The following is a 25,740-nucleotide window of genomic DNA, read 5'->3' as shown; positions in this document are numbered from 1 at the left end:
CGCGTGCTCGACCAAGGCGCACCCCCGCACGACCGCAGCGCAACCGCCCCCGCGTCCCCGGGCCTCGCCGCGCGCCTGATGCGCCGCAAGCCTGTAGAGCTCCTGGTCGCGGAGGCCGGCCAGGGCGATGGAGGGAGCCTCAGGCGCTCCCTCGGACTGTGGCAGCTGACCATGATCAGCATCGGTGCGACCCTCGGCACCGGCATCTTCGTGGTCCTCGGCGAGGCCGTCCCCAAGGCCGGTCCGGCCGTCACCCTGGCCTTCGTGATCGCCGGTCTCACGGCGCTCTTCTCGGCCCTGTCCTACGCCGAGCTGGCCGGCACCATGCCTGTCTCCGGCTCCTCGTACTCGTACGCATACGCAACGATGGGTGAGCTGATCGCCTGGGTCTGCGGCTGGTGCCTGGTCCTGGAGTACGGCGTGTCGGTCGCCGCCGTGGCCGTCGGCTGGGGCGAGTACCTCAACGAGCTGCTCGACGGCACCATCGGCGTCACCATCCCGGACGCCCTGTCGGCCCCGCCCGGCGACGGCGGCGTCTTCAACCTGCCCGCGCTGATCGTCGTACTCCTCGCCATGGCGTTCCTGCTGGGCGGCGCCAAGGAGTCCGCGCGCGCCAACACCGTCATGGTCTGCGTGAAGATCGCCGCACTGGTGCTGTTCTGCGCGATCGGCATCCAGGGCTTCCGCTCCGGCAACTACGAGAACTTCATGCCGCTGGGCATGACCGGCGTGAGCGCGGCGGGAGCGACGCTCTTCTTCTCGTACATCGGCTTCGACGCCGCCTCCACCGCCGGTGAGGAGGCGAAGGACGCGCAGCGCGACCTGCCGCGCGCCATCATGCTGTCGCTGGTCATCGTGACGGCGCTGTACGTGCTCGTCGCGGCCGTCGCCGTCGGCGCCAAGCCCTGGCGGCGGTTCAACGACTCGGAGGCCGCGCTCGCCCAGATCATGCGCGAGGTGACCGGGCAGACCTTCTGGGGCACCCTGCTGGCCGCCTGCGCGGTCGTCGCCATCGCGAGCGTCGTGCTGACCGTCCTGTACGGCCAGACCCGCATCCTCTTCGCGATGTCCCGGGACGGCCTGGTGCCCAAGGTCTTCGGCCGGGTTCACCCGAAGACCGGCGCGCCCCGCGCCAACACGGTGATCGTCTCGCTGTTCTGCGGTGTCCTCGCCGCGGCCATCCCGCTGGGCCAGCTCGCCGACGCCACCAGCATCGGCACGCTGTTCGCCTTCGCGCTGGTCAACGTGGCCGTGGTGGTGCTGCGCCGGACGCGTCCGGAGATGCCCCGCACCTTCCGGGTGCCGCTGTCGCCGGTGCTGCCCGCGCTGGGGCTCGCCTTCTGCGTCTGGATGATGGGCAGCCTGTCGGCCGTCACCTGGGTGGTCTTCGGGGTCTGGATGGCGGTCGGGCTCGTGTTCTACTTCGTATACGGCCACCGCCGGTCCCGACTCGCAACGCCCGCACCATCCGAGAAGTGATCAACCCACTGTGCTGAACGATCTCGACGAACGCATCGTGCACGCCCTCGCCGAGGACGCCCGCCGCTCCTACGCGGACATCGGGCAGATGGTCGGCCTCTCCGCGCCCGCCGTGAAACGGCGCGTGGACCGGCTGCGCGCCACCGGAGCCATCACCGGGTTCACCGTCCGGGTGGACCCGGCGGCGCTGGGCTGGGAGACCGAGGGATTCATCGAGATCTACTGCCGGCGCAACACCTCCCCGGAGACCATCCAGCGGGGCCTGGAGCGCTACCAGGAGGTCGTGGCCGCGTCCACCGTCACCGGGGACGCGGACGCGATCGTGCAGGTCTTCGCCTCCGACATGCGCCACTTCGAGCGGGTCCTGGAGCGGATCGCGGGGGAGTCGTTCGTGGAGCGGACCAAGTCGGTGTTGGTGCTGTCGCCGCTGCTGCGACGGTTCTCCTCGGGGTCTCCGGCTTGAGCGGGTGACGAGGTGACCGGGGGTTACCGCAGGTCACCATTGCGGTCGCCGGAGTGATCCCGTAGGTTGTCCGCACTTTCTACTGACTGGTAACACCGGCAGGTAACCCATGCGCTGGCCCGTCGGCCGTTCCTCCACCGTGCGCGCGCGCATCGTGGCGCTCGCGCTCGCCCCGGTCCTCGCGCTGATGACCCTGTGGACCTTCACCATGGTGTCGGTCACCGGCGACCTGCGCGCGCTGATCCGGCTCCAGGGGGTGTACGAGGACTTCGGCACCCCCGTCGACACGGCGGTCGGACAGATCCAGATCGAGCGGCGGCTGTCGGCCGTCTATCTGGGCGCCGACCGGGACCCGGCCACCGCTGGAGACCTGCTGGCCCAGCAGCGCCGCACCGACCGTGCGGTGGACGCCATGCGCGAGACGATCCGGGACGGCGGCCGGGACCGGCTCACCGGACGGCAGCGGCAGGTGCTGGACGCGATGGCGCACGCCACCGACGGGCTGGAGAAGCTGCGCGAACGGGTGCTGTCCCGCTCCCTCTCCTGGGACCGGGCGGTGACCGAGTACAGCGCCCTCGTGGAACCCGGCTTCGACGTCCAGTCCACCCTCACCGCACTCCAGGCCGGACAGCTGGCCCGCGAGGCGCAGGTCGTCGTCGAGCTGGTGCGGGTACGGGAGTTCGTCTCCCGGGAGGACGCCCTGGTCGCCGGGGCCCGCGCGGCCGGCACCCTGACCGACCACCAGTACGACACGCTGACGGCGACGATCGAGGACCGGCGGGTCTTCGAACGGACCTACGTGCCGGACCTGCCGTCCGACTCCCGGGCGCTGTTCGACCGGTTCCAGCGCGGTGACCTGCACCGGGACCTGGTGCGCGGCGAGGACGCGCTGCTGCGGGCGGGTGCGGCACACGCCGGACGGGCCGTCGCCGCAGGCACCTGGCGGACCACCGCCGACCGGGCCGTCAAGCGGTACATGCTGCTGTGCACCCGGTCGGCCGAGAACTCGGCCGCGCGCGGGCGCGCCTTCGCCTACCGGGAGCTGGCGAAGGCCGCGGTCGTCGGTGTGGTCGGGCTGGTCGCCGTGGGACTGTCCCTGTGGTTCGCGGTGCGCGGCGCCCGGCGCATCTCGCGCCGCCTGGAGACCCTCCGGGACGCCGCAGATCTGCTGACCACCCGCCAGCTGCCCGACGTGATGCGGAGGCTGAGCGCGGGCGAGGAGGTGGACGCGGTGGCCGAGGCGCCGCCGCTGGCCGCCGACGAGGTACGGCCCGACGAGATCGGCCAGGTCGGCCGGTCCTTCAACACCGCGCGCCTCGCCGCCGTCGAGGCCGCCGTCAAGCAGGCCACCCTGCGGCGCGGGCTGTTCGCGGTACTGCTCAACATCGCGCGCCGCAACCAGGCGCTCGTGCACCGGCAGCTGAAGCTCGTGGACACGCTGGAGCGGCGCACCGACGACCCCGGCATCCTGGGCGAGCTGTTCCGCATCGACCACCTCACCACCCGTATGCGGCGGCACGCGGAGAGCCTGATCATCCTCTCCGGCGCGGCGCCCGGACGCCGGTGGCGACGGCCCGTACCGGTCGCGGACGTCGTGTCCTCGGCGGTCGGCGAGATCGAGGACTACGCGCGGGTCGTGGTCCCGCCGATGCCCGAGGCCGGCATCGCCGCGGACGCCGTCGCCGACGTGGTCCACCTGGTCGCCGAGCTCCTGGAGAACGCCACGGTGTTCTCGCCGCCGCACACCCGGGTCACACTGCGCACCGGCCGGGCGCGGGGCGGCTTCCTCCTGGAGATCGACGACCGGGGGCTCGGCCTCGACGCCGACCAGCGTTCAGCGGCCCACCGCACCCTCACCGACCCGGACGCCTTCGACCCCACCCGGCACGACCGGCTCGGCCTCTACGTCGTGGGGCGCCTCGCCGCCCGGCACGGCATCGAGGTCACGCTGCGCGACTCGGCGTACGGCGGGACGACGGCGGCGGTGTGGCTGCCGCCGGGGGTGCTGGCGAAGACGCCGGAGCCGGAAGCGGGGGTGCGAGGGCTGCCGCCGGGGAAGGGGAAGGCCGTGCCCCACCCCGCCGCTGACCCTCCCGCCCCTGACCCCGGCCCAGCGCACCCCGATGCCGACGGTGCCGACGCCCTTGCCGCCCCGGGCTTCGAGGGTGCCGGTTCCCCCGGTGCCGACGCGCCCGCCCCCGCCCTCCCCACCCGTGTCCGCCAAGCCTCCCTGGCCGCTCCCTTGCGCGCGGACGCCCCGCCCGAGGGGGACTCAGGGCGGCGCGAGGTCGACGCCGAGGAGATGCGGGCGATCTTCGGCGCGTTCCAGCGTGGCCTGGACCGAGGCCGCAAGGGACTGCCCACGACCACCGACCCGGATGAAGGGACGCACGCCGACGATGCCCGGTGACCACCACAACCCCGAGCCCGCCGGCCCCGTCTCCGGCCAGGCGCCCGGCACGGACCTCGGCTGGCTGCTCGATGACCTCGTGGCGCGGACCGAGCACGTCCGCCAGGCCGTGCTGCTCACCGCCGACGGCCTCCCGCTGAGCTGCTCGGACGGCATGCGCAGACGGGAGGTGGAGCACCTCGCCGCGGTCTGCGCGGGCTTCGCCGGCCTGGCCCGTTCGGCGGGCGACCGGTTCGAGGCCGGCGAGGTGCGCCAGACCATGGTGATGCTCGACGACGCATATCTCTTCATCACCCCGGCGGGGCACGGCAGCCGCCTGGCCGTGCTCAGCGAGGCGCAGACCGATGTCGGACAGCTCGCCCACGAGATGGCGCTGCTCGTCCGCCGCCTCGGCCGCCATCTGGACGCCGCCGCGCGATCGGCCCCCTGACCCGCGGTGAGCGACGACCACTGGTACGAGGACGAGACCGGGTCGATGGTGCGCCCCTACACCGTGACCCGGGGCCGCACCCGCCCCTCGGACCGGCACACCATCGACCTGATGTCCCAGGTCACCGCCGTCCCGGTGGAGGTGGCTCAGCCGGGTGTCGACCACGCCCGCACCGCCCTGCTCGACCTGGTGCGCCGCGGTCCGCGCCCGGTCGTCGAGCTGGCGGCCGACGCCGACCTGCCCCTGACCGTCGTCCGTGTGCTGCTCGGCGACCTGGCCGAGGCGGGGCTGGTGCGCATCGACGAGCCGCGCCGCGTACTGCCGGCGGGACCGGCCGCCGACCCCGAACTGCTGCGCGAGATCGTAGACCGCCTGCGGGAGCTGTGACAGGCCCGGCGGACGCCCGGGACACGCAACGAATCGCCGCCGGAGGCCTGGTGCGCGCAACGAACCGCTCACCGGCGCGCAACAGCTTCTTCTTGTCCGGCCGAGGCCGCCGACCGTACCGTCTAATTGACCCCACGACCCCCTCCGTAACCGGTGAGGACCACGCATGCGCACCGCCCTGCTCCAGAGCTCCGGCCGCCCCGGCTCGCCCGCCGAGAACCTCAAGGTCCTCGACGAGGCCGCGGGCCGGGCCGCCGCCGCGGGTGCCGCGCTGCTGGCCGCGCCGGAGATGTTCCTCACCGGGTACGCGATCGGCGACGCCGTCGGGCGCCTCGCCGAGCCCGCCGACGGCGACGCGGCGGACGCGATCGCCGAGCTGGCCACCCGGCACGGCCTGGCCATCGCCTACGGCTACCCCGAGCGGGACGGCGACACGGTCTACAACTCCGCCCAGCTGATCTCCGCCGACGGCACCCGGCTCGCGAACTACCGCAAGACCCACCTCTTCGGGTGCTCCGAGCGCGATCACTTCACCCCGGGCGAGCAGTCGCTCGTCCAGGCCCGGCTGGGCGGTCTGACCGTCGGCATCATGATCTGCTACGACGTCGAGTTCCCGGAGAACGCGCGCGCCCACGCCCTGGCCGGCACCGACCTGCTCGTCGTGCCGACGGCGAACATGCACCCGTTCCAGTTCGTCGCCGAGTCCATGGTGCCGGTGCGTGCCTGGGAGAACCAGATGTACGTCGCGTACGTCAACCGGGTCGGCCCGGAGGGTGAGTTCGAGTTCTTCGGGCTTTCCGCCCTCGCCGGGCCCGACGGCATCGCCCGCACCCGCGCCGGCCGCGGCGAGGAGCTGATCGTCGCCGACGTCGACCCCGCCTTCCTGGCCGCCTCCCGCGAGGCGAACCCGTACCTGAAGGACCGCCGCCCCGGCCTGTACGGGTCGCTCGTCTGAGCCGCCTCACCCCCCGAGCCCCACCCCGAGTTCTTCCGCGCAAGGAGTCCGTACCCCATGACGTCCACGGTGCCCAACGCCGTCCAGCACGCCGACGAGCAGCAGCCGCCGATCACCATGTTCGGCCCGGACTTCCCCTACGCCTACGACGACTTCCTCGCCCACCCGGCGGGCCTCGGCCAGATCCCGGCGACCGAGCACGGCACCGAGGTGGCGGTCATCGGCGGCGGCCTGTCCGGCATCGTGGCCGCCTACGAGCTGATGAAGATGGGCCTCAAGCCCGTCGTCTACGAGGCCGACCAGCTCGGCGGCCGGCTGCGGACGGTGGGCTTCGAGGGCTGCGACCCCTCCCTCACCGCCGAGATGGGCGCGATGCGCTTCCCGCCGTCCTCCACGGCCCTCCAGCACTACATCGACCTGGTGGGGCTCGAGACCCGGCCCTTCCCCAACCCCCTCGCGGAGGCGACGCCCTCGACCGTCGTCGACCTCAAGGGCGAGTCGCACTACGCCGAGACGATCGACGACCTGCCGCAGGTCTACCGCGATGTCGCCGAGGCCTGGAACAAGTGCCTCGAAGAGGGCGCCGACTTCTCCGACATGAACCGCGCCATGCGCGAGCGGGACGTGCCGCGCATCCGCGAGATCTGGGCGAAGCTGGTCGAGAAGCTGGACAACCAGACCTTCTACGGTTTCCTCTGCGACTCCGAGGCCTTCAAGTCCTTCCGCCACCGCGAGATCTTCGGCCAGGTCGGCTTCGGCACCGGTGGCTGGGACACCGACTTCCCCAACTCCATCCTGGAGATCCTGCGCGTCGTCTACACCGAGGCCGACGACCACCACCGCGGCATCGTCGGCGGCTCCCAGCAGCTGCCGGTCAGGCTCTGGGAGCGCGAGCCGGAGAAGATCGTCCACTGGCCGTACGGCACCTCGCTGAAGTCCCTGCACGTGGACGGTGAGCCGCGCCCGGCCGTGACCCGGCTGCACCGCACGGCCGGCAACCGGATCACGGTGACGGACGCGGGCGGCGACATCCGCACGTACCAGGCGGCGATCTTCACCGCCCAGTCCTGGATGCTGCTGTCGAAGATCGCCTGCGACGACTCGCTCTTCCCGATCGACCACTGGACGGCGATCGAGCGCACCCACTACATGGAGAGCTCCAAGCTGTTCGTCCCGGTCGACCGGCCGTTCTGGCTCGACAAGGACGAGGAGACCGGCCGGGACGTCATGTCGATGACGCTCACCGACCGTATGACCCGCGGGACCTACCTCCTGGACGACGGGCCGGACAAGCCCGCCGTCATCTGCCTCTCCTACACGTGGTGCGACGACAGCCTGAAGTGGCTTCCGCTGTCCGCCAACGAGCGGATGGAGGTCATGCTGAAGTCGCTCGGCGAGATCTACCCGAAGGTCGACATCAGGAAGCACATCACCGGCAACCCGGTGACGGTGTCCTGGGAGAACGAGCCCTACTTCATGGGCGCGTTCAAGGCCAACCTGCCCGGCCACTACCGCTACCAGCGGCGTCTGTTCACGCACTTCATGCAGGACCGGCTGCCCGAGGACAAGCGGGGCATCTTCCTGGCCGGCGACGACATCTCCTGGACGGCCGGCTGGGCCGAGGGCGCGATCCAGACCGCGCTGAACGCGGTCTGGGGCGTCATGCACCACTTCGGCGGCACCACCGACCCGGGCAACCCCGGTCCGGGCGACGTCTACGACGAGATCGCGCCCGTCGAACTCCCGGAGGACTGAGTCCTTCGACAGGCCCTGGGGGTCACACCCCGGCCGCGCGCGCCTTCTCGTACACCTCGGCGGCGACGTCCTTGAGCTCCTCGGCGTCGCGGGTGCCGTGCTGGAGGTCGATGAAGATCTCGTCGAGACCGACCTCGGCGTGCGCGGCCAGGTCCGCCACGATCTGGTCGACGCTGCCCTGGAAGGGCCGCCGGTCGGCACCGTCGTAACCCTGGGCCAGGTAGTCCGCGTTGGTGCGCAAGGTCGTCTGGATCGGCTCGGTGCGCCCGCGTTCGGCGGCCAGCTCCCGCAGCCCGCGCCACTGCTCGGCGAGGGCCTCGGCGCCCATGCCCACCGGCATCCAGCCGTCGGCGTGGTCGACGAGGCGGCGCTGGGCCTTCTTCGACGCCGCCGCCAGCAGGATCGGGATCGGCCGGGCGGGCTTGGGGCCGACCACGGCGGACGCGATCTTCGTGACACGTCCGTCGTACGACACCGGGTCCTCGCCCCAGACGGCCCGGCACACCTCGATCAGCTCGTCCAGGACCTGCCCGCGCTCCCCGAAGGGCCTCACCGAGGCGGCCGCGTACTCGTCCAGGGACCACCCGGTGCCGAGCCCCGCCACCACCCGGCCGCCGCTCGCCGCGTCCAGGGTGGCGAGGGCCTTGGCGAGCTGGAACGGCACGTGCAGCGGGGCGACCAGCACGCTGGTGCCCAGCCGTGCCCGCTCGGTCGCCGCGGCGGCGAGGGTGAGGGTGACCAGCGGCTCGGCCACCCCCCGGTAGCCGTCCGGCCAGGGGAGGCCTTCGATGCCGTACAGGCCCTGGGTGGCGGGCTCGGGCACCAGGAGCCGCTCGTACACCCACAGGCTCTCGTAGCCGATCCGCTCGGCGGCCCGCGCCACGTCGGGCACGTCCCGTCCGAGGTCGTACTGCTTGTTCTGGGGGAGTCCGAGTCCGAGCCGCGTCGCCATGCCCTGTGCTCCTTTGCAAGAGGTCGGTTCCTGTCGAACGTACAACGTTCACACAGGAGTTGAGGGGGCAAAGCCCTCCCGTGGCCGGATCAGTCCGGTAGCGGTGTGAGCAGCATGCGGCCGGCGAAGCCGACGGCCGCGTCCAGGCGCTCGGTGAACTCCTCGGCCAGGTCCTCGAACCCGCGCAGCGCCCACAGCGCCCGCGCCGCCGACCAGGTGGCCTCCCGGGCGCGCTCCAGACTCCAGGAGCCGAGGAGATGGGTGAGCGGATCGGCGATCTGGAGCAGATCGGGGCCCGGCATCAGATCCTCGCGGATGCGCTCCTCCAGCGACACGAGGAGCTCGCCCACGCGGTCGAACTCGTCCTCCAGCTCGGCCGGTTCGCAGCCGAGGGTGCGACACGCGTCCACGACGGCCAGCGCCAGGTCGTGACCGATGTGCGCGTTGATGCCCGCGAGGGCGAACTGCAGCGGTCGTACGCCCGGATGGCGGCGGAGCTGGAACAGCGGCCGCCAGCAGGCCGGTGTGCGGCGGCCGTCGGTTGCCGCGTCGACCGCGACGAGATACCGCTCGGCGAACCGTACGTCCAGCGCGGTCGCGGCCCGCCGGTCCGGGAACTCCCCGGCCTCCAGGCGCCGTTCCACCTCCTCGGTGACGGCCAGGTAGACGCGGTTGAACACGGCGATCCCGTCGCCCGGCGGCAGGCTCGCGTCCAGGGCGCGCATACGGGAGACAACGGTGTCGACGGAAGGGGTGAACTGCTTCAACTGCGCCATGGGGGAAGGGTCCCAGCCCCGAGCCGACAGCCGCGCCGACGGGCCCGGCGCTTCGCCGGAACGGGGGAACGGCGGACAGCGAAATCGGACGGGTCCGGACCGTTGTCACGGGTATCTGGTGGCCCTACGCTCGCACGGTCCTACTCATGAACTGCGTTCACATTTCTGATCGGAGTGCTTGATGAGTGGAAGATCCCGTGCGGCCGTGCTGCTGGCCGCGGTGATGACCTTCGGAGCCGTACTGGTCCCCGCCGCCCAGGCGGCACCGAAGGCGCCCCGGACGGCCGTCCTCGACGGCACCCGCCTCCAGCAGACCCGTGTCCGCCTGGACCAGGGGGACCGCCGGCTCGAACGCGCGCTCAAGGCCCTGACCGCCCGCGCCGACGCGTGGCTCGGCCAGGGCCCCTGGACGGTCGTGGACAAGCCGAAGCCCGCACCCGGCGGCGACGTCCACGACTACCTGAGCCAGGCCCCCTACTGGTGGCCCAGCACGGCCCCCACCGCCGACAACCCCTGGGGCTGCCCGTACGTCCAGCGCGACGGACAGCGCAACCCGGAGGTCGACACCGGCACGGACCGGCAGGACGTCGAGAAGGTCTTCGACTCGGCGTACGACCTCTCCCTCGCCTGGTACTACACGGGCCGGCGGAGCTACGCCGAGAAGGCCGGGCAGATCCTGCGCGCCTGGTTCCTGGACCCGGCCACCCGGATGAACCCCAACCTGAACCACGCCCAGTTCATCCCGTGCAAGTACGACGGCCGGGCCATCGGCGTCATCGACTTCTCGCAGTCCTACACCAGCGTCCTCGACGCCCAGGCGATCCTCGCCACGGGCGCCCCCGGCTGGACGTCGAAGGACCGGACGGCGACGGGAAAGTGGAACTCCGACTTCCTCGACTGGCTGAAGAACAGCGACTTCGGCAGGCAGGAGGGCGCCGCCGCGAACAACCACGGCACCTTCTACGACATGCAGCTCGCCGCCCTCGCGTACGCCACCGGCGACAAGGACCTGGCGCGCCGGACCGTGCTCGACGCGCGCGCCAGGCGGATCGACCCGCAGATCGCGGCCGACGGCAGCCAGCCGCAGGAGCTCGCGCGCACCAGGAGCTGGCACTACTCGACCTTCGACCTGGTCGCCCACACCCGGCTCGCGGCCGTCGGACGGCACGTCGGCGTGGACCTGTGGGCGTATCGGGGGCCGGACGGCCAGAGCCTGTTCAAAGCCGTCGACCATCTGCTGCCCGCCGCCACCGGGGCCGCCGCCTGGCCGTACCCGGAGCTGGAGTTCCACCGGTACGCGGCGGTCGATGTCGTGCACGCCGCCGCCGACGCGGGGGACACGGCGGCGAAGCGGGCCGTCGCCGGGCTGGAGGCGCCGCCCGGCGGTGACCTCTGGGCGCTGCGGCCCGCCGCCGAGCAGCTCGATTCGATAGCGGGCTGACCAGGGGGCTTCCCGGCCGGGGCTCCTGAGCGCTCGCTTAGGATGGGGTGTCCCCACCGCCTCACCCGCGACGCCCAGGAGCCCCACCCGTGACCGCCGAAGCCCCGCCCGCCCCCGCCCTGTCGTACGGCCGTCTGATCCCGGTCACCGTCCACTTCGACGACCTGGACGCGCTCGGGCTGCTGCACAACGCCCGGTACCCGCTGATGGTGGAGCGCGCCTGGGCCGAGCTGTGGCACGCCCACGGCGTCCGCTTCGACGGCGACTGGGCGGCGGCCGGCGATGCCTGCAACGCGGTCAAGGAGCTGCGGATCACCTACGAGGCACCGGTGACCAGCCCGGGCACCTACGCCGTCCACCTGTGGCTGGAGCGGCTCGGCACCACCGGCCTGACCTACGGCTTCCGCTTCTGCTCGGCCGACGGGGCGGTCACCTACGCGCACGGCACCCGGGTGCTGGTCCGGCTGGACTCGGCCACCCTGCGCCCCACCGCGTGGAGCGAGGCCTTCAGGACTGCCGGTCGGGAACTGCTGCGGCCCGCGGACTGACCTCGCGCGGGCCCCGCCCGCCGCCCAGGACCCCCGCGAAGACCGCGAGGCCGCAGGCCAGCGCCGTCACCAGGCCGAACGACACCACCAGGCTGGTGGCCTGCGCCACCCCGCCGATCAGACTGGGCGCGATCAGCCCCGAGGTGTAGGTGATGGTCGCCACGCCCGCGATGGCCTGGCTGGGGTTCGGGCCACTGTGGCCGGCCGCGGCGAAGCACAGCGGGACGACGACCGCGATCCCGAGGCCCATCAGCGCGAAACCGGCCATCGCGAGCGCCGGACGGTCCGCGACGACGACCAGCAGCCCGCCGAGGACGGCGAGGACACCGCCGGCCCGGACCGTGCGGACCGCGCCGAAGCGGTTCACCACCGCGTCCCCGGCGATCCGGGCCACCGCCATGGTCAGCATGAAGCCGGTCGTCGACGCCGCCGCCAGACCGGCCGAGCTGTCCAGCCGGTCCCGCAGGAAGACCGCCGACCAGTCCAGGCTCGCGCCCTCCGCGAACACCGCGCAGAAGCCGACCGCGCCGATCAGCAGCGCCGACCTGGGCGGCAGTGCGAACCGCGGCGGCGGCTCCTCGTCCTCGGCGGGCTGCACGTCCAGCACCCAGCCGCAGGCCAGCACACCGAGCAGGGTGAGCGTGGCCGCAGCCAGCGCGAAGTGCGTGCGCGCGTCCGAGCCGAGGTGCGCGGCGAGCGTGCCGGCCGCGGAGCCGATCAGGGCGCCCGCGCTCCACATGCCGTGCAGGCCGGACATGATCGACCTGCCCAACAGGCGTTCGACCTCCACGCCCAGCGCGTTCATGGCGACGTCGGCCATGCCGGAGGCCGCTCCGTAGACGAACATCGCCAGGCAGAGCGTGTAGAGGTTCGGTGCGAGGGACGGCAGGACCAGGGACAGCGTCCACAGCGCGATCAGGCCGCGCAGGGCGGTACGGCTGCCGAAGCGGTGGCTGATCCGGCCGGCCAGCGGCATCGAGCAGGAGGCGCCGAACGCGGTGAACGCCAGGGCGAACCCGAGTTGCCCGGCGCTGAGCGAGGCGTGGTCCTGGATCCACGGCACGCGGGTCGCGAAGGAACCGGTGACGGCGCCGTGCACGGCGAAGACGGCCGCGACGGCGTACCGGGCGCGCTTCACCGTCGACCGGTCCTTGCGCTCGGCTTGCTCGGCGAACACCTCACTCATGTTTCCAGCCCCTCCCCGGGTCGTCGCACCCTGCTGCCCTGCCGCAACCGCCGTAAACTATCAGGGACCCTGCCTGATAGATAGCGGCTTTACGGCCGCCCGCGCACCGGGTGCCCGCTTCGCCGATCTGGGAGGATCCCGCCATGCCCGCATCACCGAGCACCGCCCGGGCCATCAACGACCGGCTCGCCCTGCGGCTGTTGCAGCAGGAAGGTCCGCTGACGGCAGGGCGGTTGAAGCAGCTGACCGGACTGTCCCGGCCGACGGTCGCCGACCTCGTCGAGCGCCTCACCGCCTCCGGCCTGATCACGGTGGTGGGGGAGTCCGGTGCGCAGCGCCGCGGCCCGAACGCCCGGCTGTACGGCATCGTCGCCGACCGGGCCCATCTGGCGGCCCTCGACGTCCGTACCGAGAGCGTCTCCGTGCTGGTGTCCGACCTGCTCGGCCGGGTGCTCGCCGAGGCGTCCGTGCCGATCGGCGGGGACACCGGGGCCGGACGGGCCGAGGAGCAGGCGGTGGCGCTGGTGGAGCGGGCGGTGAAGGAGGCCGGCGCCGACCGGCTGCACACCGTCGGCATCGGCGCGCCGGGCCTCATCGATCCCGGCACGGGCGAACTCCGCGACTCGGCGGGCCTGCCCGGCTGGCACCGCAGCCTGGCCGCCGCGCTCCAGGAGCGGTTCCCGGAATCCCGGGTCAGCGTCGAGAACGAGACCAACCTCGCCGCCCTGGCCGAGCAGCGCGAGGGGGCCGCCCGGGACCGGGACACCTTCGTCCTCCTCTGGCTCGGCCACAGCCCCGGCGCCGCCGTCGTCCTCGACGGCGCCCTCCGCCGAGGCGCCTCCGGCGGCACGGGCGAGATCGGCTTCATGCCGGTTCCGGGCACGGCCGCGCTGCCCTCGGCGACCGACTGCACGGGCGGCTACCACTCCCTGGCCGGGGCGCCAGCCATCGAGGAACTCGCCGCGGAGCACGGGCTGTCGAGACCCGGCGGGGAGGAGGCCGGCGCGGCCGCGGCCGTGCGGGACGCGGTGGACGCGGCCGGCGGGGACCACGCGGGGGCCGCCCGTTTCCTCGACGCCCTGGCCGACCGGATCGCCCTCGGTGTCGCCTCCGTCGTCGCCGTCCTGGACCCCGGATGCGTGGTCCTGGGCGGCGAGATCGGCCAGGCCGGGGACGCGGCGCTGGCCGCGCGGGTGGAGGAACGGATCCGCCGGATGTCCCCCCTGGCCACCGAGGTGAGAGCCAGTGGCCTCGGCGGCACGGCCGTACTGCGCGGCGCCCTGCTGACGGCCCGCGAGCGGGCGCAGGACGAACTGTTCGCGCCGCCGGGGTGATGCGCGGTGCGTGCGCGGTGCCCGCCGGCCCCTAGCGTCCCGAGCCACCCCCGAAGCGCCGCCCCAGGTACTCCTCGAACGTGCCCTTGCCCACCGCCTGCTCCGGTGCGAGGTGGCCGCCCTGTCGGAAGGCTCGGTAGGTCTTCCCGGGGAGCGGGAGGGGCAGGGTCGGGCGTCGTCGGCCTGTCGCCTTGAGGTAGGCGCGGGACAGGGACTCCAGTGTGCGTACTTCGGGGCCGCCCATGTCCGCGACCCGTCCCGCCGGGGCGGCGGTCGCCAACTCGGCCAGGCGGTCCGCGACTTCGGCCACCTCGACCGGCTGGTCCGGGACTCCGGCGGGGAGCAGCAGGACGGGCGGCTTGGCCAGCGCCTCGAACAGCTGCACGAGCAGGTCGTGGAACTGGGTCGCCCGCAGCACGGTCCAGCCCAGGCCCGACTCCTCCACCAGCCTCTCCACGGCGAGCTTCGACTTGTAGTAGCCCAGCGGCACCCGGTCGACACCCACGATGGAGATGTAGACCAGGTGACCCACCCCCGCCCGGCGCGCCGCCGCGATCAGATTCCCCGCCGCCCGCTCGTCACCGCCGCGCGGCGTGCTCGCGCAGTGGACGATCGTGTCCACGCCGGCCAGGGCCGTGTCCAGCCCCGCGCCGCCCTCACGCAGATCGACGGCGTACGGCTGGGCGCTGCGGCTGAGCACCCGCACCTCGTGCCCGTCCTCCCGCAGCCGCTCGGCGACGAGCCGGCCCAGGGTTCCGGTACCGCCGGTCACCAGGATCGTGGTCATGCTCCTTCAGTCCCTCCGGACACCGGGCGCCCCCGGACGGGACACCCTTCGTCAGCTGAGACCGGACAGCCCCACCGCGGTGTGACAGCTCTCGGCGTTCTTTTTTCAGAGGCGCGCCAGCTGACGCCGTACGAAGTCCAGCTTGTCCGGGTTCACCACGGCCCGCACCTGGGTGATCAACCTGTCCCGGACCTCGAAGGCGACGACGCCGATCAGCAGGCCGTCCGCCCATGCCGCCAGCGCGCTCTCGCCGTTGACCTCGGCCACCGTGAGGTCCAGGCCCGCCGCGAGCCGCCGCGAGCCGCCCGCGAGGAAGCGGAGGACCTTCTCCCGTCCCTCGATCGGCCGCCGGGCCGCCGTGACCTTGCCGCCGCCGTCGCCCCACCAGGTCACGTCGGCCGCGAGCAGCTTCTCGAGGCCGGCCAGATCGCCGTCGCGGGCCGCCGCGACGAACGAGGCGACCAGCTCCCGCCGCCGCTCGGGCGAGGGCTCGAAGCGGCCCTCCGGCACGGCCACCCGCTGGACCGCCCGCCGGTACAGCTGGCGGCAGTTGGCCTCGCTCAGGTCGAGCACGCCGGCGATCTCCCGGTGCCCGTACCCGAACGCCTCCCGCAGTACGTACACCGCCCGCTCGGTCGGTGTGAGCCGCTCCAGCAGCACCAGCAGCGCCATCGACACGTCGTCCCGCCGCTGCGCCGACTCCAGCGGTCCCAGGGTGCCGTCGGAGGTGAGCACCGGCTCGGGAAGCCAGGGGCCCACGTACTGCTCGCGCCGGGCGCGGGCCGAAGTGAGCCGGTTAAGGCAGAGGTTGGTGACGACCTTGGCCAGCCAGGCCGCGGGATGCTCGACCTGCGCCCGGTCGACGCCGGTGAACCGCAGATACGCGTCCTGCACCACGTCCTCCGCCTCGTGCGCGGCGCCGAGCATCCGGTAGGCCAGGCCGAACAGGCGGGGCCGGTGGGGTTCGAACTCCTCGGCGAGCGGTGCGGTCATGCGATCACCCTGCCAGAGTGAGGGCCCGGCGGCGGGCAAGGGCCGTCGTCACCGCCACCGGGCCCGTCCGCAACCCTAAAAGGACTAGACCAATCGGTCAATAGTATGGACCATTATTCTGTGAGCCACTCCACATCCATCACCCGTATGGACGGCGATCGGGCGTGGCACACTGGCCCTGTACCAGAAGCAGCGCACTCCGGGGTCGGTGAAAGTCCGAACCGGCGGTTACAGTCCGCGACCCGGTCGCTTCCAGCGGCCGGTTGACCAGGTGAAATTCCTGGACCGACGGTTAAAGTCCGGATGGGAGGCAGTGCGCGGCGGGCGGGCACACATGTGTGCGCGCCGCCGTCTGGGCTCGTCCGGTCGCGGGCGGGTCCCGTCCGGCGTCGCTCCCGGTGTGTTCACCCGTTTCATTCTGTCGTCATCGACAGGCCCCGGAGTCCGTGCCCGAAGAGGCAGGAGGACCCGGGAAGTGTTCACCGGAATCGTCGAAGAGCTGGGTGAGGTCACCGCCGTCGAGAATCTCGGCGACGCCTCCCGCTTCCGGCTGCGCGGCCCCGTCGTCACCGAGGGCGCGAAGCACGGCGATTCCATCGCCGTGAACGGGGTCTGTCTCACCGTCGTCGACCATGAGGGCGACGAGTTCACCGCCGACGTCATGGCCGAGACCCTCAAGCGCTCCAGCCTGGGCGCCCTCTCCGCCGGCTCCCGCGTGAACCTCGAGCGCCCCACCGCCGTGGGCGCGCGCCTCGGCGGGCACATCGTGCAGGGCCACGTCGACGGCACGGGCACGGTCCTGGCGCGGACGCCCTCCGAGCACTGGGAGATCGTCAAGGTCTCGCTCCCCGCCGAACTCGCCCGCTACGTCGTCGAGAAGGGCTCCATCACCGTCGACGGCATCAGCCTCACCGTGGTCGAGGCCGGCCCGGACTACTTCACCGTCAGCCTCATCCCTACCACCCTCGCCCTGACCACCCTCGGTCTCAAGCAGCCCGGCGACCCGGTCAACCTCGAGGTGGACATCGTCGCCAAGTACGTCGAGCGGCTGCTGGCGGCGGGTCAGGGGGCCGCGAAGTGAACGCACTGAACTCCGAGGCGTTCACCCTCCTCGACCAGCACATCCTCTGGTCGGACATGATCGGCAACATCCTCGGCCTGATCACCCTGGCGCTCGGCTGGCGACGCTCCCTATGGACCTGGCCGGTCCAGTTCCTGTCCGGTCTCGTCCTTTTCGGTGCCTTCTTCGGCCACCTGACCGGTAGCGCCGGCAAGCAGGTCGTGGTCATGGCCGTCGCCCTGTACGGCTGGTGGCAGTGGAACCGCGACAAGGGCCGGTCGGCGGACGGCCACATCGTCCCGCGGTTCGCCACCTGGCGCGAACGCGCGGCGATGGCCGGCGCCGCCGCCCTCGGCACGGTCGCCGTCGCCCTGCTCTTCAAGGCCTACCCGTCCCTGTCCTGGGACCCCTGGCCGGACGCCTACATCTTCGTCGGCACCATCGTCGCCATGTACGCCCAGGCGCGCGGCATGGTCGAGTTCTGGTTCGCCTGGCTGCTCGTCGACCTCGTCGGCGTGCCCCTGAACTTCGCCAACGGCTACGCCTTCTCCGGCTTCGTCTACGTCATCTACGGTGCGCTGGTCCTGTGGGGCATGCGCGACTGGTGGCTGCGCTCCCGGGAGAACGCGCGGCCCGCTCTGGAAGGAGCCCACGCATGACCGCGGCACCCATCCTCTACAGCACGGACGGCTTCGAGGACTTCGCGCTCGACCCCGTCGAGCAGGCCATCGCCGACATCGCGGCCGGGCGCCCGGTCGTGGTCGTCGACGACGAGGACCGGGAGAACGAGGGCGATCTCGTCATCGCCGCCGAGAAGGCGACCCCCGAGATCGTCGCCTTCATGATGAGCGAGTGCCGCGGGCTGATCTGCGCTCCCATGGAGGGCGAGGAGCTCGACCGGCTGCGCCTGCCGCAGATGGTCGAGGACAACACCGAGTCGATGAAGACCGCGTTCACCGTCTCCGTGGACGCCTCCGCCGCGCACGGCGTGACCACCGGCATCTCCGCCGCCGACCGCGCGACCACGCTCCAGCTGCTGGCGAGCGGCACCGCCGAGCCCACCGACCTGGTCCGCCCCGGCCACGTCTTCCCGCTGCGCGCAAGGCCCGGCGGCGTCCTGGTCCGCAACGGCCACACCGAGGCCGCCGTCGACCTCGCCCGGCTCGCGGGACTCCGCCCGGCCGGCGCGATCGTGGAGATCGCCGGCGAGGACGGCCGCATGCTCCGCCTGCCCGAACTGATCCCGTTCGCCCGCAAGCACGGCCTGACGATCATCTCCATCGAGGACCTGATCACCTACCGCCGCGGCGCCGAGCCCACCGTCCGGCGCGAGGCCGAGACCCGACTGCCCACCGCCCACGGCACCTTCACCGCGTACGGCTACCGCTCCACCGTCGACGGCGTCGAGCACGTCGCGCTCGTCCACGGCGAGATCGGCGACGGCGAGGACGTCCTGGTCCGCGTCCACTCCGAATGCCTCACCGGAGACGTGTTCAGCTCCCTGCGCTGCGACTGCGGCCCCCAGCTGGACACCTCCCTGGAGCGGATCCAGGCCGAGGGCCGGGGAGTCGTGGTCTACCTGCGCGGACACGAGGGCCGCGGCATCGGCCTGCTGTCCAAACTGCGGGCGTACGAGCTCCAGGAGCGCGGCCACGACACCCTCGACGCCAACCTCGAACTCGGCCTGCCCGCCGACGCCCGCGACTACGGCGCCGGCGCCCAGATCCTGGCGGACCTCGGCGTCCGCAGCCTGCGCCTGATGACCAACAACCCCGACAAGACCGAGGCGCTGCTGCGCCACGGCCTCAAGGTCACCGGACGCGAGCCGATGCCCGTACAGGCGGGCGAGCACAACCTCCGCTACCTGCGCACCAAGCGGGACCGGATGGGGCACGACCTGCCCTGGCTGGACACGCCCGCCGTGTCCACCTGCGGCAACCAGTAAGCAAGTAAGTCACTTAGGAGAGACGTGAGCGGCAAGGGTGCACCGGAACTGTCCGTACGCAACGCCAGCGACCTGCGGGTCGCGGTCATCGCGGCGCAGTGGCACGACACGGTGATGGACGGTCTGGTGAACGGCGCCCTGCGCGCCCTCGGCGAGCTGGGCATCGACGAGCCGACGCTGATCCGGGTCCCCGGCAGCTTCGAGCTCCCGGTCGCCGCCAAGGTCCTGGCGGGCCGCGGCTACGACGCGGTCGTCGCCCTCGGCGTCGTCATCCGTGGCGGCACCCCCCACTTCGACTACGTGTGCCAGGGCGTCGCCCAGGGCCTCACCCAGGTCTCCGTGGAGACCGGTGTCCCCGTCGGCTTCGGCGTACTGACCTGTGACACCGAGGAACAGGCCCTGGACCGGGCCGGCCTGGAGGGCTCGAACGAGGACAAGGGACACGAGGCGGTGACCGCCGCGGTGGCGACCGCGGTCACGCTCCGCTCAGTATCTGAACCGTGGCACTAGGTCGTGCGGCACACGCGTAAAGTGGGCGCCACCATGTCCAAGAAGACGTTCGAGGAGCTCTTCACCGAGCTCCAGCACAAGGCCGCCCAGGGCGATCCCGCCACCTCCCGCACCGCAGAGCTGGTCGGCAAGGGGGTCCATGCCATCGGCAAGAAGGTCGTCGAGGAGGCCGCCGAGGTCTGGATGGCCGCCGAGTACGAGGGCAAGGAGGCGGCCGCCGAGGAGATCTCGCAGCTGCTCTACCACGTCCAGGTGATGATGGTCGCCCGCGGGATCTCCCTGGACGACGTCTACGCCCACCTCTGAGCCGCAACCCGCACACCAGCACCGCACGAACGAACGAAGGAAGCCGACCTCATGCTGCGCATCGCCGTCCCCAACAAGGGTTCCCTGTCCGGCCCTGCGGCGGAGATGCTGCATGAGGCCGGCTACCAGCAGCGCCGGGAGTCCAAGGAGCTCAGGATCGTCGACCCGGAGAACGAGGTCGAGTTCTTCTACCTCCGCCCCCGCGACATCGCGATCTACGTCTCCTCCGGCCGCCTCGACATCGGCATCACCGGCCGCGACCTGCTGATCGACTCCGGCGCCGACGCCGAGGAGATCCTGCCGCTCGGCTTCGCCCGCTCCACCTTCCGCTTCGCCGCCAAGCCGGGCACCGCGAACGGCATCGAGGACCTGAAGGGCAGGACGGTCGCCACCTCCTACGAGGGGATCGTCGCGGGGCACCTCGCGGACAGCGGCGTCGACGCCTCCGTCGTCCACCTCGACGGCGCCGTGGAGACCGCGATCGAGCTGGGCGTGGCCGAGGTCATCGCGGACGTCGTCGAGACGGGCACCAGCCTGCGCAACGCGGGCCTGGAGGTCTTCGGCGAGCCGATCATGAAGTCCGAGGCGATCGTCGTCCGCCGCGCCGGCGCCGACACCGAAGAGCCCAAGGTGCAGCAGTTCCTGCGCCGCCTCCAGGGCGTCCTGGTGGCCCGGACCTACGTGATGATGGACTACGACTGCCGTGTCGAGCAGCTGGAGAAGGCCGTCGCGCTCACGCCCGGCCTGGAGTCGCCGACCGTCTCCCCGCTGCACAACGAGGGCTGGGTCGCCGTCCGCGCCATGGTCCCGGCCAAGGAGGCCCAGCGGATCATGGACGACCTGTACGAGATCGGCGCCCGGGCCATCCTGACCACCGCCATCCACGCCTGCCGTCTCTGAGGGCAGGAGGGGTAAGCCAGATGTCCGACCTTCCCGACCTTCCCGTCACCTTCCGGCCCGGTACCACCCGCGTGATCCTGCTCACCGCCGGTGCGGCGATCTTCGGGGTCATCTCGGCGATCGCGATGCTGCTGGAGCACCTCGGCCCGGGGGAGCGGCTCAGCTTCATCATCACCGGCGCGCTCATTTTCGGCGTGCTGGCCCAGCTCGCCCGGGTGAAGGTCGTCGCCGACGACTTGGGCGTCACCGTCGTCAACATCGCCAGCAGACGGCGCCTGGACTGGGCGGAAATCCTCCAGGTGAACCTCCGTCCGGGCGATCCCTGGGTGTTCCTGAACCTCAGCGACGGCACCAGCCTGCCCGCACTCGGCATCCAGCCGGGCGTCGCCAAGCAGCGCGCCATCGCCGACGCGCGCACCCTGCGGGCGCTCGCCGAGGCCCGCTCGACGGCCCGCCTCGCCGAAGATCAGGGCTGACTCGGGGCCGTCGACCCTGCCGCAGTCGCCCATGTCTTGATTAATCTGGTGGAGGAGGCGTTTTTCGCTGCGCTTCCGCCCCTGCGCGCCACCCGGTGCCAGGGGTTCCTGCTACCCGAGGAGTGACCCTCTCCGGCGATGGACGGATCGTCCTGTAGTACCTGCGCCGCCCCCTACCGACATAGCGCGGAGGCGGCGGCATCATGACCATCCCCCTGCTGCTCCTCGGAGCGGCGTTCCTGCTGATCCTCGCCAACGGGTTCTTCGTGGCGGCCGAATTCGGCCTGGTCACGGTGGAGCGCCCGGAGGCCGAGAAAGCCGCGGCCGAGGGCGACAAACGCGCCCGTACGGTCGTCGAGTCGCTCAAGGAGCTGTCCTTCCAGCTCTCCGGCACCCAGCTCGGCATCACCATCACCTCCCTGGTCGTCGGCATGCTCGCCGAGCCGGCCCTGGCCGAGCTGCTGCACGGCCCGTTCGCGGCCGTCGGCATCCCCGAGGGCGCCGTCTCCGGCGTCGCCGTGGTCGTCGGCATGCTGCTCGCCTCGGCGATCCAGATGGTGATCGGCGAACTGGTCCCCAAGAACTGGGCGGTGTCCAGGCCGCTGCAGGTCGCCCGGTTCGTGGCCGGCCCGCAGCACCGCTTCGCCCGCCTGTTCCGCCCGGTGATCGCCGCGCTGAACACGGTCGCCAACCGGCTGGTACGGGCCATGGGCATCGAGCCCGCCGAGGAGCTGGCCTCCGCCCGCACCCCCGGCGAACTCGTCTCCCTCGCCCGGCACTCCGCCCAGGCCGGCGCCCTGGAGCAGGACACCGCCGACCTGTTCGTCCGGACGCTGTCGCTGGGCGAGCTGACCGCACAGCACGTCATGACCCCGCGCGTGAAGGTCAGCGCCCTGCAGTCCTCGGCCACCGCCGAGGACGTGGTCAACCTCACCCGCGCCACCGGCCTGTCCCGCTTCCCGGTCTACCGGGAGAAGATCGACGAGATCGTCGGCATGGCCCACCTCAAGGACGCGCTGGCGGTCCCGGTGCACGACCGGCTGCGCACGCCCGTCGGACGCATCGCCCGCCCGGCCCTGCTCGTCCCCGAGACCCTGCCCGTCCAGCCCCTGCTGGCCCGCCTGCGCAGCGAGCAGCCGATCGCGGTCGTCGTCGACGAGTACGGCGGCACGGCCGGCGTGGTCACCCTGGAGGACATCGTCGAGGAACTGGTCGGCGAGGTCCGCGACGAACACGACGGCCAACTGGTGCCGGAGCTCGCCGCCGCCCCGCCCGAGGACGGCAGGCCCGCCTGGGACGTCGACGGCAGCTGCCGCGTCGACATCCTGCAACGCATCGGCCTCGAAGCGCCCGAGGGCCCGTACGAGACCGTGGCCGGCCTGGTCGCCGACCTGCTCGGCCGCATCCCCGCCCCCGGCGACAAGGCCGAACTGCCCGGTTGGCGGCTGTCCGTGCGCCGGGTCGGCCACTACCGCGCCGAACGCGTCCGCATCGTCCGCACGACCCCAGCGGTGAACATCATGGAGGCCGCCCGATGAGCGTCGTCCAACTGCTCTTCGCCGCGCTGCTCGTGCTCGCCAACGGCTTCTTCGTCGGCGCCGAGTTCGCGCTCGTCTCCGTCCGCCGCAGCCAGATCGAACCGCTCGGCACCACCCGCTCCCGCCAGGTGCTCTACGGCCTGGAGCGGCTGCCGCAGATGATGGCCGCCGCCCAGTTCGGCATCACCGTCTGCTCGCTGACCCTGGGCGCGGTCGCCGAACCGACGGTGGCGCACCTGCTGGAGCCGGTGTTCGAGGGGATCCACCTGCCGCACGGCGTGATCCACCCGCTGGGCTATGTGATCGCCCTCGCGGCGGTCGTCTTCTTCCACCTCGTCATCGGCGAGATGGTCCCCAAGAACCTCGCGATGGCCGCCCCGGAGAAGGCCGCGCTCTGGCTCAGCCCCGGCCTGGTCGCCTTCGCCCGCCTCTGCCGGCCCATCACCGTGACCCTCGGCGCCTGCGCCCAGGGCATCCTGCGGCTCTTCCGGGTCGAGCCCAAGGACGAGGTGGAGGCCGTCTTCACCAGCGAGCAGCTCAACAGGCTGGTGGAGGACTCCGGCCAGGCGGGCCTCCTCGACCCCGAGGAGCAGGAGCGCCTGGAGGACGCGCTGGAACTGGGCTCGCGCCCGGTCACCGACGTGCTGCTCAGGCGCGAGTCGCTGGTCACGGTGGATCCGTCGGTCACCCCGGGGGAGATCGTCGAGCTGACCGCGCGCACCGGGTACTCCCGCTTTCCGGTCGCGGCGGGCAACGGCGCCTTCATGGGCTACCTGCACGTGAAGGACGTACTGGACCTGGAGGACTCGAAGCGGGCGGTGCCCCAGCACATCTGGCGTCCGATGACCACCCTCAGGTCCGAGCTGCCGCTCGACGACGCGCTCACGGTGATGCGGCGCGCGGCGACCCACCTGGCGCAGGTGGCCGACGCGTCCGGCAAGGTACTCGGCCTGGTCGCGCTGGAGGACGTACTGGAGCTGCTGGTCGGCGAGGTACGCGATCCGGCCCACCGGGACGTGCCGAGGGTCGGTGACCCGCGGGTGAGCGGGGAGCCGGAGCAGGCTCTGGCGAGCTGAACCGGGGTGCCGCCGCATGGGCGCGGCGGCACCCACCCCGCGGCGCCGCGGGTCACTCACATGGCCGACGGATCCTGCGGACCCCGTCCCGACAGCACCTCTCCGTACGCCTGCATCAGGTCGGGGAGCCGCAAGGTCGCCAGGTCGTCCCGGGTCAGCATCCCGGGATACGTGGACAACCGCAGATCCCGGTAGGCACAGCTCTTCTCGTACAGCGTCCGCAGGAACCGCCCGTTGCCCAGCTCGTCGATCCACCCCTGATCGACGACATGCCCGGCGATCGACCGCAGCTCGTCCAGCGCCTCCTCGTCCCACACGTCCCCGTTCTCCGCGGCGAGCACCTCGCCGATCGCGGTGAGTTCGAGGGGCCGGTAGGAAGGGAAGTCGACGCGGCTGGTGAAGCGGGAGGACAGCCCGGGGTTGGCGGCCAGCAGCCGGTCCATGCCCTCGGGGTAGCCGGCCAGGATCACCACCAGGTGGTCGCGGTTGTCCTCGGCCCGCTTGAGCAGCACCTGCAGCGCCTCGTCGCCGTAGGCGTCGCCCTTGCCGTATCCCGAGTTGGACAGCGAGTACGCCTCGTCGACGAACAGCACCCCGCCGATCGCGGAGTCGATCAGCTCGTTGGCCTTCACGGCCGTCTGGCCCAGGTACTCGCCGACCAGATCGGCCCGCTGCGCCTCCACGAGATGGTCGCCGCCGAGCAGGCCGAGGGCGTAGAAGACGCGGCCGAGGATCCGGGCGACGGTGGTCTTGCCGGTGCCCGAGGGGCCGGAGAAGACGAAGTGCCGCTTCGGCGGCTGGACCGGCAGACCCTGCCCGGCCCGCAGCCGGGCCATGTTCAACTGCGCGGACAGCGCCTTGACCTGGCGCTTGACCGGCTCCAGCCCCACCATGCGCTCCAGCTCGGCGAGCGCCTCCTCCAGCAGCACGGGGTCGGTCGGCCCGGCGGGCAGCGGCGACGACGCCGCGACGGTCTTCGCGCGTACCGCCGGATCGGTCACCGACGGCATCGCACCGGCCGGCGGCAGGTCGGCCTCGGTCAGCCTCAGCTCGCGGCCCTCGGTGCCGAAGAGCGGGTCCAGCGTGTCGGGGCCGTCGACGGTGTCCTGGCCGAATCCGGTGAGGGTGATGGCCGCGAGTCCGGCCGCGTCCTCGTACCCGTCGCCCTCGGCGATCGCCGCGAGCCGGGCGGAGGTGTCCATGAACGCGGGGTCGACCCGGTGCACCGCCCGGTAGAGGGGGAGTGCGGCGGCACTGCGGCCGGTGCCCTCGTGGGCCCGGGCCAGCCAGTACCGCAGCTCCTTGCGCTGCGGCTGCTCGCTGCGGCACCGCATCAGCGCGGTCGACAGCAGCGGCTCGGCCTGCCCGTACATCTCCAGGCGGACCCGGGCCATGCCGCCGAACAGGCCCGCCTCGATGCCGAGCAGGGCATCGTCGAGCAGCGAGTCGGTGCGCCGGACCAGTTGCTCCCAGTCCTTGACCAGGTAGGCGCGGCAGGCGTGCAGGAAGCGGACCTGGGGGTCGGTGTCCACCGGCGGCAGCCCGGCGAGGGCCCGGTCCAGCTCCGGGACGTGCCGGCCGTCCAGCCAGTGCGAGGCGTGGGCGAGCAGCAGGTCGCGCGGGCTCTCCAGCACCGGCTGCACCCACCAGCCCAGCCAGTACCAGGAGTTGAGGCTGCGGCGGTGCCGGGCGCGCTGCTCGCCGAAGCGGTCCCGGTGCCGGAACATCCTGAGCAGCGCGGTCGTGGTGTCGATGCGCAGCGCGTGCAGCCCGAGCCAGGCGTCGGCCATCCCCGGATCCATCCGCACCGCGGCGCGGAACTCCTCCTCCGCCTGCGGATAGGCGCCCATGGTGTAGGCGTCCACACCTCGCAGCCAGGCGAGGTCGGCCGGGGCCTCGGGGCCCTGCGTGCCGAAGTCCATCACGTCCCCCACAGACCGTGCCCCCGGAGGTTCACCCCCGGACCGTCGTCCGGCGGCTGCCTTGGTCGAACCGCGGTGCCGCGGACCGGAGTTGCAGGTGCGCGAAGCAGC

At 72.2% G+C, this 25,740-nt stretch carries 25 protein-coding genes and 1 riboswitch; of the genes, 19 read left to right on the top strand and 6 right to left on the bottom strand.

Annotated elements, in window-relative coordinates; all coding sequences use genetic code 11:
* The first annotated feature begins 3 nt into the window (after positions 1-3).
* From ACZ7L0_RS38145 to ACZ7L0_RS38115, 7 genes are all read left to right on the top strand, one after another.
* Positions 4-1,479 (top strand): amino acid permease, encoded by a 1,476-nt coding sequence (locus ACZ7L0_RS38145; RefSeq protein WP_471247169.1) that lies wholly within the window; start codon positions 4-6, stop codon positions 1,477-1,479.
* A gap of 10 nt (positions 1,480-1,489) precedes the next feature.
* Complete coding sequence (locus tag ACZ7L0_RS38140) at positions 1,490-1,942, top strand: Lrp/AsnC family transcriptional regulator (RefSeq protein ID WP_471247168.1); 453 nt, start codon at positions 1,490-1,492, stop codon at positions 1,940-1,942.
* A 109-nt stretch (positions 1,943-2,051) separates the two neighbouring features.
* A complete protein-coding gene (locus ACZ7L0_RS38135; protein WP_471247167.1) occupies positions 2,052-4,352 on the top strand; it encodes a sensor histidine kinase in 2,301 nt (766 codons plus the stop codon).
* Positions 4,342-4,782 (top strand): roadblock/LC7 domain-containing protein, encoded by a 441-nt coding sequence (locus ACZ7L0_RS38130; protein WP_471247166.1) that lies wholly within the window; start codon positions 4,342-4,344, stop codon positions 4,780-4,782. Before ACZ7L0_RS38135 ends, ACZ7L0_RS38130 begins: the two co-directional genes overlap by 11 nt.
* Before the next feature lie 6 nt (positions 4,783-4,788).
* The gene (locus ACZ7L0_RS38125) at positions 4,789-5,169 is read left to right on the top strand and encodes a DUF742 domain-containing protein (RefSeq protein WP_471247165.1); all 381 of its coding nucleotides are present in this window, start codon (positions 4,789-4,791) and stop codon (positions 5,167-5,169) included.
* 166 nt (positions 5,170-5,335) lie between these two features.
* Positions 5,336-6,124 (top strand): carbon-nitrogen hydrolase family protein, encoded by a 789-nt coding sequence (locus ACZ7L0_RS38120; RefSeq protein ID WP_471247164.1) that lies wholly within the window; start codon positions 5,336-5,338, stop codon positions 6,122-6,124.
* Between the two features lie 57 nt (positions 6,125-6,181).
* Positions 6,182-7,879, top strand: a complete 1,698-nt coding sequence (locus ACZ7L0_RS38115) for a flavin monoamine oxidase family protein (RefSeq protein WP_471247163.1) — start codon at positions 6,182-6,184, stop codon at positions 7,877-7,879.
* Between the two features lie 22 nt (positions 7,880-7,901).
* Here ACZ7L0_RS38115 and ACZ7L0_RS38110 read toward each other — a convergent pair whose 3' ends face one another.
* Together ACZ7L0_RS38110 and ACZ7L0_RS38105 are read right to left on the bottom strand one after the other, a co-directional pair.
* Entirely contained in the window at positions 7,902-8,831 is a 930-nt protein-coding gene (locus tag ACZ7L0_RS38110; protein WP_471247162.1) for an LLM class F420-dependent oxidoreductase, read from the bottom strand.
* 89 nt (positions 8,832-8,920) lie between these two features.
* A complete protein-coding gene (locus tag ACZ7L0_RS38105) occupies positions 8,921-9,607 on the bottom strand; it encodes a DUF5995 family protein (RefSeq protein ID WP_471247161.1) in 687 nt (228 codons plus the stop codon).
* 181 nt (positions 9,608-9,788) lie between these two features.
* Here ACZ7L0_RS38105 and ACZ7L0_RS38100 point away from each other — a divergent pair, with 181 nt between their 5' ends.
* Positions 9,789-11,048 (top strand): alginate lyase family protein, encoded by a 1,260-nt coding sequence (locus ACZ7L0_RS38100; protein ID WP_471247160.1) that lies wholly within the window; start codon positions 9,789-9,791, stop codon positions 11,046-11,048.
* An 89-nt stretch (positions 11,049-11,137) separates the two neighbouring features.
* Positions 11,138-11,596 carry an acyl-CoA thioesterase gene (locus tag ACZ7L0_RS38095; protein WP_471247159.1) on the top strand — a complete coding sequence of 153 codons (459 nt, stop codon included), beginning with the start codon at positions 11,138-11,140 and terminating at the stop codon, positions 11,594-11,596.
* Here the strand turns inward: ACZ7L0_RS38095 and ACZ7L0_RS38090 are convergent.
* Positions 11,556-12,782 (bottom strand): MFS transporter, encoded by a 1,227-nt coding sequence (locus tag ACZ7L0_RS38090; protein WP_471247158.1) that lies wholly within the window; start codon positions 12,780-12,782, stop codon positions 11,556-11,558. The two genes, ACZ7L0_RS38095 and ACZ7L0_RS38090, sit on opposite strands and share 41 nt — an antisense overlap.
* A 143-nt stretch (positions 12,783-12,925) precedes the next feature.
* On the opposite strand from ACZ7L0_RS38090, the gene ACZ7L0_RS38085 reads away from it, so the two are divergent.
* The gene (locus ACZ7L0_RS38085) at positions 12,926-14,116 is read left to right on the top strand and encodes an ROK family transcriptional regulator (RefSeq protein ID WP_471247157.1); all 1,191 of its coding nucleotides are present in this window, start codon (positions 12,926-12,928) and stop codon (positions 14,114-14,116) included.
* 31 nt (positions 14,117-14,147) lie between these two features.
* On the opposite strand, the gene ACZ7L0_RS38080 is transcribed toward ACZ7L0_RS38085, so the two are convergent.
* On the bottom strand, positions 14,148-14,903 hold the full coding sequence (locus tag ACZ7L0_RS38080) for an SDR family oxidoreductase (protein WP_471247156.1): 756 nt from the start codon (positions 14,901-14,903) through the stop codon (positions 14,148-14,150).
* Positions 14,904-15,008: 105 nt separating this feature from the next.
* Complete coding sequence (locus ACZ7L0_RS38075) at positions 15,009-15,896, bottom strand: RNA polymerase sigma-70 factor (RefSeq protein ID WP_471247155.1); 888 nt, start codon at positions 15,894-15,896, stop codon at positions 15,009-15,011.
* A 190-nt stretch (positions 15,897-16,086) separates the two neighbouring features.
* Positions 16,087-16,217, top strand: a riboswitch (FMN riboswitch).
* 154 nt (positions 16,218-16,371) lie between these two features.
* On the opposite strand from ACZ7L0_RS38075, the gene ACZ7L0_RS38070 reads away from it, so the two are divergent.
* The 9 genes from ACZ7L0_RS38070 (at position 16,372) to ACZ7L0_RS38030 (ending at position 23,707) form a co-directional block, all read left to right on the top strand.
* Positions 16,372-16,977, top strand: coding sequence for a riboflavin synthase (locus ACZ7L0_RS38070; protein WP_471247154.1), 606 nt, complete (start codon positions 16,372-16,374; stop codon positions 16,975-16,977).
* Entirely contained in the window at positions 16,974-17,615 is a 642-nt protein-coding gene (locus tag ACZ7L0_RS38065) for a nicotinamide mononucleotide transporter family protein (protein WP_471247153.1), read from the top strand. Before ACZ7L0_RS38070 ends, ACZ7L0_RS38065 begins: the two co-directional genes overlap by 4 nt.
* Positions 17,612-18,901, top strand: coding sequence for a bifunctional 3,4-dihydroxy-2-butanone-4-phosphate synthase/GTP cyclohydrolase II (locus tag ACZ7L0_RS38060; RefSeq protein ID WP_471247152.1), 1,290 nt, complete (start codon positions 17,612-17,614; stop codon positions 18,899-18,901). The genes ACZ7L0_RS38065 and ACZ7L0_RS38060 overlap by 4 nt, the downstream gene beginning before the upstream one ends.
* 24 nt (positions 18,902-18,925) lie before the next feature.
* Positions 18,926-19,411, top strand: a complete 486-nt coding sequence (gene ribH, locus ACZ7L0_RS38055) for a 6,7-dimethyl-8-ribityllumazine synthase (RefSeq protein ID WP_471247151.1) — start codon at positions 18,926-18,928, stop codon at positions 19,409-19,411.
* 33 nt (positions 19,412-19,444) lie between these two features.
* Positions 19,445-19,717: a phosphoribosyl-ATP diphosphatase gene (locus tag ACZ7L0_RS38050; RefSeq protein WP_019983911.1), complete on the top strand. Its 273-nt coding sequence runs from the start codon at positions 19,445-19,447 to the stop codon at positions 19,715-19,717.
* A 51-nt stretch (positions 19,718-19,768) separates the two neighbouring features.
* Positions 19,769-20,617, top strand: coding sequence for an ATP phosphoribosyltransferase (gene hisG / locus ACZ7L0_RS38045; RefSeq protein WP_471247150.1), 849 nt, complete (start codon positions 19,769-19,771; stop codon positions 20,615-20,617).
* A gap of 20 nt (positions 20,618-20,637) precedes the next feature.
* Positions 20,638-21,093, top strand: a complete 456-nt coding sequence (locus tag ACZ7L0_RS38040) for a PH domain-containing protein (RefSeq protein WP_471247149.1) — start codon at positions 20,638-20,640, stop codon at positions 21,091-21,093.
* 203 nt (positions 21,094-21,296) lie between these two features.
* Complete coding sequence (locus ACZ7L0_RS38035) at positions 21,297-22,631, top strand: hemolysin family protein (RefSeq protein ID WP_471247148.1); 1,335 nt, start codon at positions 21,297-21,299, stop codon at positions 22,629-22,631.
* Positions 22,628-23,707 carry a hemolysin family protein gene (locus tag ACZ7L0_RS38030; RefSeq protein ID WP_471247147.1) on the top strand — a complete coding sequence of 360 codons (1,080 nt, stop codon included), beginning with the start codon at positions 22,628-22,630 and terminating at the stop codon, positions 23,705-23,707. The genes ACZ7L0_RS38035 and ACZ7L0_RS38030 overlap by 4 nt, the downstream gene beginning before the upstream one ends.
* Positions 23,708-23,763: 56 nt before the next feature.
* Here the strand turns inward: ACZ7L0_RS38030 and ACZ7L0_RS38025 are convergent, their stop codons facing one another.
* Positions 23,764-25,629 carry an AAA family ATPase gene (locus tag ACZ7L0_RS38025; RefSeq protein ID WP_471247146.1) on the bottom strand — a complete coding sequence of 622 codons (1,866 nt, stop codon included), beginning with the start codon at positions 25,627-25,629 and terminating at the stop codon, positions 23,764-23,766.
* Positions 25,630-25,740: the final 111 nt, after the last annotated feature.

The organism is Streptomyces sp. NPDC039424, assembly GCF_055639495.1.
Note: the sequence above shows the minus strand (reverse complement) of the source record. Positions and strands in the feature narration are given on the sequence as shown.